Source organism: Nocardioides segetis (assembly GCF_051390595.1).
Lineage (GTDB): Bacteria > Actinomycetota > Actinomycetes > Propionibacteriales > Nocardioidaceae > Nocardioides.
This window is the reverse complement of sequence record NZ_JBNINR010000002.1, coordinates 181772-193974: the sequence shown is the minus strand read 5'-3', so window position 1 is coordinate 193974 and position 12203 is coordinate 181772. Positions and strand designations below refer to the sequence as shown.

General features: G+C 71.0%; 12 protein-coding genes. 5 read left to right on the top strand and 7 right to left on the bottom strand.

What is annotated here, in order from left to right; genetic code table 11:
• Nucleotides 1–159: 159 nt before the first annotated feature.
• A complete protein-coding gene (gene rpsO, locus ACPZVR_RS04585; protein ID WP_036542197.1) occupies nucleotides 160–435 on the top strand; it encodes a 30S ribosomal protein S15 in 276 nt (91 codons plus the stop codon).
• Nucleotides 436–650: 215 nt separating this feature from the next.
• A complete protein-coding gene (locus tag ACPZVR_RS04580) occupies nucleotides 651–2882 on the top strand; it encodes a polyribonucleotide nucleotidyltransferase (RefSeq protein ID WP_436698392.1) in 2232 nt (743 codons plus the stop codon).
• An 81-nt stretch (nucleotides 2883–2963) separates the two neighbouring features.
• Here ACPZVR_RS04580 and ACPZVR_RS04575 read toward each other — a convergent pair whose 3' ends face one another.
• Together ACPZVR_RS04575 and ACPZVR_RS04570 are read right to left on the bottom strand one after the other, a co-directional pair.
• Nucleotides 2964–4121: a hypothetical protein gene (locus ACPZVR_RS04575; protein WP_436698391.1), complete on the bottom strand. Its 1158-nt coding sequence runs from the start codon at nucleotides 4119–4121 to the stop codon at nucleotides 2964–2966.
• Nucleotides 4118–4498 carry a hypothetical protein gene (locus tag ACPZVR_RS04570; RefSeq protein WP_436698390.1) on the bottom strand — a complete coding sequence of 127 codons (381 nt, stop codon included), beginning with the start codon at nucleotides 4496–4498 and terminating at the stop codon, nucleotides 4118–4120. The genes ACPZVR_RS04575 and ACPZVR_RS04570 overlap by 4 nt, the downstream gene beginning before the upstream one ends.
• A gap of 99 nt (nucleotides 4499–4597) precedes the next feature.
• Here ACPZVR_RS04570 and ACPZVR_RS04565 point away from each other — a divergent pair, with 99 nt between their 5' ends.
• Nucleotides 4598–5923: a M16 family metallopeptidase gene (locus ACPZVR_RS04565; RefSeq protein ID WP_436698389.1), complete on the top strand. Its 1326-nt coding sequence runs from the start codon at nucleotides 4598–4600 to the stop codon at nucleotides 5921–5923.
• 74 nt (nucleotides 5924–5997) lie between these two features.
• On the opposite strand, the gene ACPZVR_RS04560 is transcribed toward ACPZVR_RS04565, so the two are convergent.
• Both ACPZVR_RS04560 and ACPZVR_RS04555 read right to left on the bottom strand, forming a co-directional pair.
• On the bottom strand, nucleotides 5998–7815 hold the full coding sequence (locus tag ACPZVR_RS04560; RefSeq protein ID WP_436698388.1) for a BCCT family transporter: 1818 nt from the start codon (nucleotides 7813–7815) through the stop codon (nucleotides 5998–6000).
• 238 nt (nucleotides 7816–8053) lie between these two features.
• Nucleotides 8054–8569 carry a class I SAM-dependent methyltransferase gene (locus ACPZVR_RS04555; protein WP_436698387.1) on the bottom strand — a complete coding sequence of 172 codons (516 nt, stop codon included), beginning with the start codon at nucleotides 8567–8569 and terminating at the stop codon, nucleotides 8054–8056.
• Between the two features lie 51 nt (nucleotides 8570–8620).
• On the opposite strand from ACPZVR_RS04555, the gene dapB reads away from it, so the two are divergent.
• On the top strand, nucleotides 8621–9397 hold the full coding sequence (dapB, locus tag ACPZVR_RS04550) for a 4-hydroxy-tetrahydrodipicolinate reductase (RefSeq protein WP_436698386.1): 777 nt from the start codon (nucleotides 8621–8623) through the stop codon (nucleotides 9395–9397).
• Between the two features lie 188 nt (nucleotides 9398–9585).
• Here dapB and ACPZVR_RS04545 read toward each other — a convergent pair whose 3' ends face one another.
• Genes ACPZVR_RS04545 through ACPZVR_RS04535 form a run of 3 tightly spaced genes read right to left on the bottom strand, consistent with a single transcriptional unit; the run spans nucleotide 9586 to nucleotide 11129 of the window.
• A complete protein-coding gene (locus ACPZVR_RS04545) occupies nucleotides 9586–9891 on the bottom strand; it encodes an AzlD domain-containing protein (protein WP_436698385.1) in 306 nt (101 codons plus the stop codon).
• Nucleotides 9888–10586: an AzlC family ABC transporter permease gene (locus tag ACPZVR_RS04540; RefSeq protein ID WP_436698384.1), complete on the bottom strand. Its 699-nt coding sequence runs from the start codon at nucleotides 10584–10586 to the stop codon at nucleotides 9888–9890. Before ACPZVR_RS04540 ends, ACPZVR_RS04545 begins: the two co-directional genes overlap by 4 nt.
• Before the next feature lie 6 nt (nucleotides 10587–10592).
• Nucleotides 10593–11129 carry a GNAT family N-acetyltransferase gene (locus ACPZVR_RS04535; RefSeq protein ID WP_436698383.1) on the bottom strand — a complete coding sequence of 179 codons (537 nt, stop codon included), beginning with the start codon at nucleotides 11127–11129 and terminating at the stop codon, nucleotides 10593–10595.
• A gap of 53 nt (nucleotides 11130–11182) precedes the next feature.
• Between ACPZVR_RS04535 and ACPZVR_RS04530 the strand changes: the two genes are divergently transcribed.
• Nucleotides 11183–12193, top strand: coding sequence for an aldo/keto reductase family protein (locus ACPZVR_RS04530; RefSeq protein ID WP_436698382.1), 1011 nt, complete (start codon nucleotides 11183–11185; stop codon nucleotides 12191–12193).
• The last annotated feature ends 10 nt before the right edge of the window (nucleotides 12194–12203 follow it).

Sequence of the window (12203 nt, the reverse complement as noted above, 5' to 3'; positions counted from 1 at the left end):
TCGACGGGCCGACCCGGCCGGATGTGTCAGCGTCAGCGATTCGGCCGGGTCCGGGCCCCACTGTTAGCCTTGTGCGGTTGCCGTCAGAACGGCCGCGGATCAAGAGAGCTCCAGGATTTCAGGCTGGGGCGCCGCGCAACGAGCGAACAGGGAGTTCCCATGGCAGTCGGTACCGACGCTGAGACCAAGAAGAAGATCATCGCGGAGTACGCCACCACCGAGGGTGACACCGGTTCGCCCGAGGTCCAGATCGCGCTCCTGAGCCACCGGATCAGCCACCTGACCGAGCACCTCAAGCAGCACAAGCACGACCACCACAGCCGTCGTGGCCTGCTGCTCCTCGTCGGCCAGCGCCGTCGTCTTCTCAACTACCTGAAGAAGACCGAGATCGAGCGCTACCGCTCGATCGTCGAGCGCCTCGGCCTGCGCCGCTGACTCGAAGCGAAGGGATCCACCACACCGGTGGGTCCCTTCGCTACATTCAGCCCTAGCAACAACTGAAGACACACCCACTGGAGCGATCCGCGTCTCTCACGGGCCCGATCCTCGGTAGTAGCTCTCCCTGCGCAGCGCGCAGGGCGGGCTTCGATCGAAGATCGGCCAACGGACGCGGGCGTCGCGGATCGCACCGCGAACGAAAGAGTCAAACGTTGACTGAACCCGTCATCTCCGAGGTCGAGACCGTTCTCGACAACGGCAAGTTCGGCACCCGCACCGTCAAGTTCGAGACGGGCGTCCTCGCCCGCCAGGCCGCCGGATCGGTGAGCGCCTACCTCGACGGCGACACCATGCTGCTCTCGGCCACCACGGCCGGCAAGCACCCGAAGGACCACTTCGACTTCTTCCCCCTGACCATCGACGTCGAGGAGCGGATGTACGCCGCGGGCCGGATCCCCGGCTCGTTCTTCCGCTCCGAGGGTCGTCCGGGCGAGGACGCGATCCTGGCCTGCCGCCTCATCGACCGCCCGCTGCGCCCGACCTTCAAGAAGGGTCTGCGCAACGAGGTCCAGGTCGTCATCACCGTGATGGCGCTCAACCCCGACACGCCGTACGACGTGCTGGCGATCAACGCCGCATCGCTGTCCACCCAGCTCTCCGGCCTGCCGTTCAGCGGCCCGGTCGGTGCCACCCGCGTCGCCCTCATCGACGGCCAGTGGGTCGCGTTCCCGACCCACAGCCAGCTGGAGAAGGCCGTCTTCGACATGGTCGTCGCCGGCCGGGTCACCGAGAGCGGCGACGTCGCGATCATGATGGTCGAGGCCGAGGCCACCGAGCAGACCATCGAGCTGGTCCGTGGCGGCGCCTCCGCGCCGACCGAGGAGGTCGTCGCCGGCGGCCTCGAGGCCGCCAAGCCCTTCATCAAGCAGCTCGTCGAGGCCCAGGTCGAGCTCGCCAACGTGGCCGCGAAGCCGGTCCAGGAGTTCCCGATCTTCCTCGACTACGAGGACGACGTCTACGCCGCCGTCGAGGCCGCCGCGAAGGCCGACCTGACCGCCGCGATGTCGATCGGCGACAAGCAGGAGCGCGAGTCCCGCACCGACGACCTCAAGGCCGAGGTCCTCGACAAGCTGGCCGGCGACTTCGAGGGTCGCGAGAAGGAGATCGGGGCGGCCTTCCGCGCGGTCAACAAGCAGGTCGTGCGCGAGCGCATCCTGCGCGACAAGGTCCGCATCGACGGTCGCGGCCTCGCCGACATCCGCCCGCTGCACGCCGAGGTCGACGTGATCCCGCGCGTCCACGGCTCCGCGCTGTTCGAGCGTGGAGAGACCCAGATCCTGGGCGTCACCACCCTCGACATGCTCAAGATGGAGCAGCAGCTCGACACCCTCTCGCCGGAGACCCACCGGCGCTACATGCACAAGTACATCTTCCCGCCGTTCTCCACCGGCGAGACCGGCCGCGTCGGCTCGCCGAAGCGCCGCGAGGTCGGTCACGGTGCGCTCGCTCGTCGGGCGCTGCTGCCGGTGCTCCCGAACCGCGAGGAGTTCCCGTACGCCATCCGCCAGCTCTCCGAGGCCATGGGCTCCAACGGATCGACCTCGATGGGCTCGGTCTGCGCCTCGACCCTGTCGCTGCTGCAGGCCGGCGTGCCGCTGAAGGCGCCCGTCGCCGGCATCGCGATGGGCCTGGTGTCCGGCGAGATCGACGGCAAGACCGAGTACGTCGCACTGACCGACATCCTCGGAGCCGAGGACGCGTTCGGCGACATGGACTTCAAGGTCGCCGGCACCAAGGAGTTCGTCACCGCGCTCCAGCTCGACACGAAGCTCGACGGCATCCCGGCCGAGGTCCTCGCCGCGGCCCTGACCCAGGCCCGCGACGCGCGCCTGACGATCCTCGAGGTCATGGGCGAGGCGATCGACGCTCCCGAGGAGATGTCGATCCACGCCCCGCGGATCATCACGGTCAAGGTGCCCGTCGACAAGATCGGCGAGGTCATCGGGCCCAAGGGCAAGGTCATCAACCAGCTGCAGGACGACACCGGCGCCTCGATCTCGATCGAGGACGACGGCACGGTCTACATCGGCGCGACCAACGGTGAGGCGGCCGAGGCGGCCCGGGCCGCGATCAACGCGATCGCGAACCCGACGATGCCCGAGGTCGGCGAGCGCTACCTCGGCACGGTCGTCAAGACGACCAACTTCGGCGCCTTCATCGCGCTCATGCCCGGCAAGGACGGCCTGCTGCACATCAGCAAGCTGCGTGGCCTCGCCGGCGGCAAGCGCGTCGAGAACGTCGAGGACGTCGTCTCCGTGGGCCAGAAGCTGCAGGTCGAGATCGCCGAGATCGACGACCGCGGCAAGCTGTCCCTGATCCCCGTGGTCGAGGAGGCCGAGGCCGCCGAGACCACCGAGGGCGAGGAGTCGGCCGACTCCGAGTGAGTCGCTGAGACACCCGAGGGGGTGGCCGCCTGCGGGCGGCCACCCCCTCGTCTCGTTGGGGCCGGCGAGCGGCTCCGGCGCTCAGTCGCGCTCGTAGTGGCCCGTGGGGGTCGGGTCGGGACGGGGCATGACGAGCTCGTCCGCGCCGTCGAGGGTCGCGGCGAGGGCGGTGATGCCCTCGCCTGCGGTGGTGACCGCCGCGTCGCCCTCCGTCGCGATGGCGCGGAACGCCTGCTCGACCTTGTCGAGGATGGCCTGTGCGGTCGGCTGCGACTCGACGTCCTTCTCGTTCGCTTCGAGTGCGGTCAGGATCTTGTAGGTCGTCGTGGCCGGCTTGACCGCGGGGATCTTGGAGATCAGCGTGTCCTTGGCCTTGTTGAGGGCCCAGTCCTTGCCGAGGTTGCCGAGCGGGCCCAGGTCCGGCAGCGTGTCGGAGAGGGCGTCCACCTTGCTCTGGATCAGGCCCCCGACCGCCTTGCCGATGTCCTTGAACTTCCAGCCCGAGCCGGGCGGGAAGGGGAAGGCGTCGGCGTCGTCGTGCCAGGCCTTGAGGGTCGTCTCGAGCACATCGCGGGCGGATTCCGCCTGCTGCAGCATCGCCTCCTGCGTGGCGCCGATCGCGGCTCCTGCCTTGGCGACGGTCGACTGTGCCGCGTAGGCGAACAACAGCATCACCGCCGGGGCGGCGTCGGCGACCGCGACCCAGGTGAAGAAGGCGTCCATCGAGTCGCCGTCCCAGTCCCATTCGTCGGCGAGCGCCGCGTTGACCTCGCCGAGGTTGGCGGTGAGCGTGGTGCCGTGCTGGATCACCAGGGCGGCCTGCTGGTCGGCTCCGTCGATCAGTGCCTCGGCGTCGACCAGGTAGAAGTTGTCCATGATCGAGCGCAGCCAGGCACCCGTACCCGCCGCTCCGATCCGGCCGAGCTCGTAGGCCTCGTTGATCCAGGCCTGGTAGGAGTGCTGGTCGCCCGACGTGTCGAAGGGCGGCTCGGGCAGCACGGGGTAGACGGTGAAGGGCTCGGCGGCCGGCAGCGTCATCGGCCGGACGGTGGGCGCCACCTGCTCGCCCTCGTGGTGCAGCTTGAGGTTCGCGAGGTAGGTGCGGAACATCTCGGCGGCGGCCTCGATGCCCATCAGATCCGCGAGCAGATCCTCGATCTCGCTGGTGACGGTCTCGAAGCGCTGGTCGCTGTAGTCGAACGAGATCCCGCCGCCACCGCCGCCGTCCGGCCGGGTCACGACGTCGCCTGGTCGAACGTCGGAGGTGTAGCCATCGGCGGGGTCTCGATGTCGGACGCCTTGAGGCCCAGGGTCTCCATGGCCTCGCGCGCCGCGGCGTCGCTGGCCTGGAAGTCCTTGGTGATCAGGACGACCGCTGCCGCGGCGTCCTGGAAGGACAGCACGGCCCGGCGGAGCAGGCCGTACACCGTCCGGTTGATCTCGAGGGCCTGGGTGAGTGCGGGAGGCGACCCGGCCCGGATCGTCGGCTCGTACCACCGCTGGTGGACCTCGCCGATCCCTTCGAGCGCCGCGGCGAGGTCTGCCGCCTGGGCGGGGAAGTCCTCGGTCCCCGCTCGATAGAGGACCTGGAACTGCATCTTGACCGACTCGGCCATGGACCGTGACTCCTCTCGCCTTCGGACGGACCCGCTGGCTGCCCCTGAGACGGGTTCCCGATACCGCTCCGGGTCAAACGCTTGGGTACCGTCAGGGCCATGCAGGCTCGCGCGTCCTCCGGCGCCATCACCAAGACCGTGCACACGGTCACCGAGGCCGACGGTCTCGTCGTCTCCCGCGTCCGCCGTACCCAGCTGCCCTCCGGGCTGCGGATCGTCACCGAGCAGATGGCCGGGGCGCGTTCCGCCTCCATCGGGGTGTGGGTCGGCGTCGGTTCGCGGGACGAGAGGGCCACGACCCACGGCGCGTCGCACTTCCTCGAGCACCTGCTGTTCAAGGGCACCGCCGAGCGCTCCGCCCTCGACATCTCGGTGGAGCTCGACGCCGTGGGCGGTGAGTTCAACGCGTTCACCGCGAAGGAGTACACCTGCTTCCACGCGCGGGTGCTCTCCGACGACCTGCCGTTGGCCGTCGACGTGCTCGGCGACATGATCACCGGCTCGGTCATCGCGAGTCACGACGTCGACGCCGAGCGTGACGTCATCCTCGACGAGATCGCGATGCACGACGACGATCCCGACGACGTCGTCCAGAACCTGCTGGCCGAGCTGGCCTGGGGTGCGGACTCGGCGCTCGGGCGCCCGATCGCCGGCACGACCGGCTCGATCGAGGCGATGACACGGGCCCAGATCAAGCGGTTCTACCGCCGCCACTACGTGCCGGCCAACACGGTGATCTCGGTCGCCGGTGCGCTCGACCACGGCGCCGTCGTCCGAGCGGTGAAGAAGGCGTTCGGCCGGCACGGCTGGCTGGACGCGCAGGCGGCGCCGCTGCCCGCGCGTACGGCGACCGCGCGGCGCCGTCTCGCGGTCGGCTCCTCGACGGGCCGGGTGGACCGGCCGTTCGAGCAGGTCAACCTGGTCATCGGGCGCGAGGGCCTCACCCGCGACGACGACCGACGCTACGCGCTCGGGGTGCTCAACACCGCGCTCGGCGGCGGCACGTCGAGCCGGCTGTTCCAGGAGGTCCGCGAGCTGCGCGGGCTCGCCTACTCCGTCTACTCCTTCGCCAGCCACTACGCGGACTCCGGTCTCGTCGGCGTCGCGGTGGGCTGCCTCCCCGACCGCACCGACGACGTGCTGGCCGTGGTCCGCGACCAGCTCCGCCTGATCGCGGAGGAGGGGATCACCGACGAGGAGCTGGGCCGCGGCAAGGGTCAGCTCGTCGGCGGCATGATCCTGGGGCTGGAGGACTCGGGCTCGCGGATGATGCGCCTGGGCAAGAACGAGCTTGTCAACGGCGAGGTGCTCGGCATCGACGAGGTGATCGCCCGGATCGAGGCGGTCACCCTCGACGAGGTCCGTGCGGTGGCCGCCGAGGTCTTCGGCCGACCCGAGCTGCTCGCTCTCGTCGGGCCGGCCTGAGGGTACGGTTCAACTACCGAATCTGTCGTGAGCAGGGCGATCTGCCGACGAATTCGGTAGTTGAACCGCAGACCTCAGGGCGCGGGCTCGGGCTCCGGTGCACGCCCCGGCGCGGTCCCGGGCTCCCGCACGTTCTCCGCCTCCGCCTCGGGCTCCGGCTCGGGGTCGACCGGCTCGATGGAGAGCACGAAGTCGTCGCCGTGCTCGGTGACGCCGGTGATGACGGCCTGCTCGACCGCCTCCTCGCCGTACCTGCGGCGGACGACCATCGGGTCGTGCCGCAGCTCGCGCACCAGGGCTGAGGCGAGCCCGATCATGATGAGCACGAACGGCAGCGCCGCCACGATGGTGATGGTCTGCAGGCCGGTCAGCGCGTCCTCGCCGCCCGCGAGCAGCATCACCGCCGCCACGGCGCCCGTCGCGACGCCCCAGAAGATGACGACCGCGCGCCGCGGCTCGGTCGTGCCGCGCTCGGAGAGGCTGCCCATCACGATCGACGCCGCGTCCGCGCCGGAGACGAAGAAGATGGCGACGAGCAGCATGACCAGCACGCTGGCGATGGTCGCGAGGGGCAGGGCGTCGAGCGTGCCGAAGAGCTGGGCCTCCAGGCCGCCGGCATCGGCGATGTCGGTGCCGTCGCCCTGCAGGTCGATCGCGGTGCCGCCCAGGATGCAGAACCAGATCACGCTCACGACGCTCGGCACGAGCAGCACGCCGGTGACGAACTGGCGGATGGTGCGCCCGCGCGAGATGCGCGCGATGAACATGCCGACGAACGGCGTCCACGAGAGCCACCAGGCCCAGTAGAAGACGGTCCAGCCGCTCAGCCAGGCCTCGGTGTCGGCGCCCTCGGCGCCGGTGCGGGCCGCCATCATCGCGAGGTCCTGGACGTAGCTGCCGACCGAGGTCGGCACCAGGTTGAGGATGAACACGGTCGGGCCGACCACGAACAGGAAGAGGGCGAGGACGACGGCGAGCACCATGTTGATGTTCGAGAGCCACTGGATGCCCTTGGCGACGCCGGACACCGCCGAGAGGACGAAGGCCACGGTCAGCACGGTGATGATCACGACGAGGGCGCCGTTGCCGAGCGGGCCGATGTCGCCGACGATCTCCAGGCCGCTGCTGATCTGCAGTGCGCCGAGGCCGAGCGACGTGGCGGAGCCGAACAGGGTCGCGAAGATCGCGAACATGTCGATCACCTTGCCGGCGCCACCGGAGGCGCGCTTCCCGAGCAGCGGCGCGAACGCCGCGGAGATCAGCTGGACCCGGCCCTTGCGGTAGACGCCGTACGCGATGGCGAGGCCGACGACGGCGTAGATCGCCCAGGGGTGCAGCGTCCAGTGGAACATCGTGGTCGCCATCGCGGTCTGCGCCGCGGCGTCCGGATCGCCGCCGGTGCCCGGCGGCGGGCTGACGAAGTGCGACAGCGGCTCGCTGACGCCGTAGAACATGAGGCCGATGCCCATGCCCGCGCTGAACATCATCGCGATCCACGACGTGGTCCGGAACTCCGGCTCCTCGTCGTCGCGGCCCAGCGGGATGGTGCCGTACTTGCTCATCGCCAGCCAGATCACGAACACCACGAAGCCGCTCGAGGTCAGCACGAACAGCCAGCCGGTGTTGGTCATCACCCAGTCGAGCGCCTTGCCCGACGCCGTGCCGAGCGAGGTCGTGCTCGCCAGCCCCCACACCACGAAGGCGATGCTCACGGCCGCGGCCGTGCCGAACACCACGGGGTCGAGGCCGCGCCGGCCGGGCGACTCCGCCTCGACCGCCTGGTCGAGCGCCGGATGGGGGACGACGTCCGCGGCCGGCGTGCTCAGCGCGTCGGCGAGGTCGGAGGCTCGCGATGGATGCTTGCTCGGGGTCGTGCTGGAAGTCTGGGTCACGTCTCTCCAGGGTCTCGCCGGTCAGGACGCATGTCCGTTTCCGGCGGGTTCCCCGGAGGGCGCGGGCCCGACGTGACGGCGCGGAGGGGGAGCCACGCAGTCACGTCGAGTTCGAGACTCTCCGAGAGACAGGCCAGCCCGAATCGGGCATGCTGCCCCAGCAGGTTAACAACAGACGACCCGGTCACGGCCAATCGTGACCGGGCCGACCCGCGCTCGCGAGACCTTCGGGCAGCGCTCAGCGACGCCCGATGATGCCGATCACGGGAGGCATCTTCGAGTCCACGATGTAGACGCGGAACCCACTGTCGCGCAGTTGCGCGGAGGCCTTGGCGAGGATGTCGGGCACCTGCTCGGGTCGGGTCGCGTCGAAGAACAGATTCACCGAGCCGCCGGGCATCAGGCGCTCGTGGAGGAGGGCGATCTCCTCGTGGGCGTCGCGCACCCAGAACAGGTTGACGTCGAAGGCGAACACCTTCGTGAGGCGCTTGACCGGGACCCGCAGCGTCGCCAGGTCGATCTGGCGCACGGTGAGCTTGCCGGCGGCGATGTGCTCGGCGCACCGGGCCTTGGTGCGGTCAACCCCGGCCTCGGAGCGGTCGATGGCGAACATCTTGCCCTTGCCCTCGAGCCGGCGGCAGATCAGGTCGGCGGCGGCACCGTTGCCACAACCGATCTCCAGCACATGGTCGTTGGGCTGGACGTCCATGAAGTCCACCGCCCATCGGATCCGGGCCGGGATCTTGTTCACCATGGGGGTCAGCCTGCCAGAACGCGACGCGTGCCGACGCACTACCTTGGTGCCGTGAGTTCACGTGTCGCGGATCAAGCAGCGGGAGGGCGCCTCCGGGTGGGCGTTCTCGGAGCGCGGGGGAAGGTCGGGGCCGAGGTCGTCAAGGCCGTCCAGGCGGCCGACGACCTGGACTTCACCGTCGGCGTCGACCAGGGCGACCCGATCTCCTCGCTGGCCGACAGCGACACCCGCGTGGTGGTCGACTTCACCCATCCCGACGTCGTCATGGACAACCTGCGCCACTGCATCGAGCACGGGATCCACGCCGTCGTCGGCACCACCGGCTTCGACGACGCCCGCCTGGAGACGCTGCGCGGCTGGCTCGCCGACAGCCCCGGCACCGGCGTCCTCATCGCCCCCAACTTCTCCATCGGCGCGATCTTGATGATGCGGTTCGCCGGCGCCGCCGCGCCCTTCTTCGAGTCGGTCGAGGTCGTCGAGCTGCACCACCCGACGAAGGCCGACGCGCCCAGCGGCACGGCCGGGCGCACGGCCGAGCTGATCGCCGCCGCCCGGCGCGAGGCCGGCAGCCCGCCGATCCCGGATGCCACCAGCACCGGGCTCGAGGGCGCGCGGGGCGCCGACGTCGACGGGGTCCGCGTGCACAGCGTCCGGGTCCGCGGCCTGGTCGCGCACCAGGAGGTCATCCTCGGCGGGCTGGGGGAGACTCTCACCATCCGGCACGACTCCCTGGACCGGGTCTCCTTCACACCCGGCGTGCTCACCGGTGTGCGCCGGATCGGCGACTTCCCCGGCCTCACGGTGGGTCTCGAGCACCTGCTGTTTTGATGGGCCGAGCGTGTCGCCTATCGAGCGACACCGCACGGTCCTCGCTTCGCTCGGACCGCCGGCGCCACTGGATGCGCTGCGCGCGGGCGCCACGCTGCCGGCCGGAGCACCGCGCTGCCGGCCGGGCGGCGTGCGGGTCCCGGGCTGCTTGCCGGGCGCTGTGCGGGTCCCTGGCTGCCGGGCGGCGGCTACAGCATCCGGACGAGGGCGGCGGCTGCCGCTGATCCGAAGACCACGACCAGGAACGGCGCCCGGGCCAGCAGGAGCAGGACGGCCACGCCGAGGGCGAGCACGCGCGCGTCGAGCACGAGTGCGCGACCCTCGGGTGCCGCCAGCACCTGGACGGTCACCAGCGCCGCGAGCAGCGCGACCGGGATCAGGTCGGCGACCCGGGCGACGAGCGGGTTGCCGAGCACCCGGGCGGGCACGGAGAGGCCGGCGAGCTTGAGCAGGTAGCAACCGAGGCCGGCGCCGAGGACGGCCCACCAGATCATGACGCCTCCTCCGGCGCGCCTGGGCGACGGGGAGCCAGCACCGCGACCAGGACGGCGACGCCCGCCGCCACGAGCACCGGTACGCCGGCCGGGGTGATCGTGACCGCTCCCGCGGCGACCAGCGCGGCCAGCACCGCCGTCACCCGCAGGACCGGCGTGCTCAGCCGCGGCCAGAGCAGCGCGAGGAAGGCGGCACCCACGGCGGCGTCCAGCCCGAGGTCCCGAGGGTCGCCCAGCTGCTCGCCCGCCACCGCCCCGACGAGCGTGGTGAGGTTCCACAGCACGAAGATGGTCAGCCCGGTGGTGAGGAAGCCGGTGCGGGCCAGGGACCGGTCGGGGCGGGTCACGCTCATCGCCGTCGACTCGTCGATCAGGACCTGCGCGGCCGCGAGCCGCCGCCAGCCCCGGTAGCCGAGCAGCGGCGCCATCCGCAGCCCGTAGAGGGTGTTGCGGGTGCCCAGCAGCAGGGCGGTGAGCGCCCCGGCGAGTGGGGTGCCGCCCGAGCCCAGCACGCCCACGAGCGCGAACTGCGAGGCGCCGGTGAACATGATCAGCGACAGGGCGCAGGTCTGCGCCACGTCCAGCCCCGATGCCACGCCCACGGCGCCGAAGCTGAGGCCGTAGGTGCCGGTCGCGACCGCCACCCCCAGGCTGTCGCGTACGACGGCCCGCCGGGCCTCCTGCTCGACGCTCATCGGTCGTCAGGTGAGCGCGGTGTGCAGCCGGACCTGCTTGACCGAGCCGGAGCCGGCCTCGTCGGCGAGCTCGCGGCTCGCGCCGTCGGGCGCCCAGCCGGCGTCGGCGAGGAAGGCGCGGAAGACGTCGTCGGTGGCGTCGAGCCAGCACACGGCGCGGGTGAACCCGTCGGCGACCAGCGTGTCGACGCAGGCCTGGAGCAGGCGGGAGCCGTGCCCGGCGCGGGTCTCGGACGGATCGATCGTGAACTCCGCCATCTCGCCGTCCGCACCGCCCTCGGCGTCCGGGTCCGGGTTGGGACCGGTGACGGCGAAGCCGACGACGCGGTCGTGGGCCAGGGCCACCAGGGCCCGGTGGCGCGCCTCCGGCGGCCGGGCGAGCGACTGCTGCCAGGCGCTCGCCAACGTGTCCACGTCGAGCCCGCGCTCGGCGAGGACGGCCAGCCCGTCGTACCGCTCCCGCCAGGCGCGCAGCTGGACCGCGGCGATCCCGGCGGAGTCGGCCGGCCAGGCGACCCGAACGGAGACGTCAGCAGCGACCATGCCCGCCAGTCTGGCAGGGCGCAGGTGTGGCGTGGCGCACTAGGGTCGGCCCCATGGAGATTCGCAACCTCGGGGCGAGTGGCCTCCGCATCTCGGCCATCGCCTACGGCAACTGGATCACGCACGGCTCGCAGGTGGAGGAGGACGGTGCGCTGGCCTGCGTGCGCCGCGCGCTGGAGGAGGGGATCACGACCTTCGATACCGCCGACGTCTACGCCAACACCGCCGCCGAGACGGTGCTCGGGAAGGCTCTCGCGGGGGAGCGACGGGAGGGGCTGGAGATCTTCACGAAGGTCTTCTGGCCCACCGGACCGGGCCGGCATAACGACCATGGCCTGTCCCGCAAGCACATCATGGAGTCGATCGACGGCTCGCTGCGTCGGCTCGGCACCGACTACGTCGACCTCTACCAGGCGCATCGCTTCGACCACGAGACGCCGTTGGAGGAGACGATGGTGGCGTTCGCCGACGTCGTCCGGTCGGGCAAGGCGCTCTACATCGGCGTCTCGGAGTGGCGGGCCGAGGAGATCCGGGCGGCCGCGGAGCTCGCCCGGGAGCTGCGGGTGCCGCTGGTCTCCAACCAGCCGCAGTACTCCATGCTCTGGCGGGTGATCGAGGCCGAGGTGGTGCCGACCTCGAAGGAGCTCGGCATCGGCCAGATCGTCTGGTCGCCGATCGCCCAGGGCGTGCTCACCGGCAAGTACCTCCCCGGGCAGGCGCCGCCGCCCGGCTCCCGCGCGACGGACGAGAAGGGCGGAGCCAACGACATCAGCCGCTGGCTGCGCGACGACGTGCTCGAGCGGGTCCAGCTGCTGGTCCCCGTCGCGGAGGCCGCGGGACTCTCGCTCGCCCAGCTCGCCGTCGCCTGGGTCCTGCAGAACGACAACGTCTCCGCCGCGATCATCGGCGCCAGTCGGCCCGACCAGGTCACCGAGAACGTGAAGGCCGCCGGCGTGCGTCTCGACGAGGACACGCTGGCCGCCATCGACCAGGCTCTCGAGGGTGTCGTGACGACCGACCCGGCGCTGACCCGCTCGCCGCGTCGCTCCGAGATCCTCGGGTAGCGGACCCGTC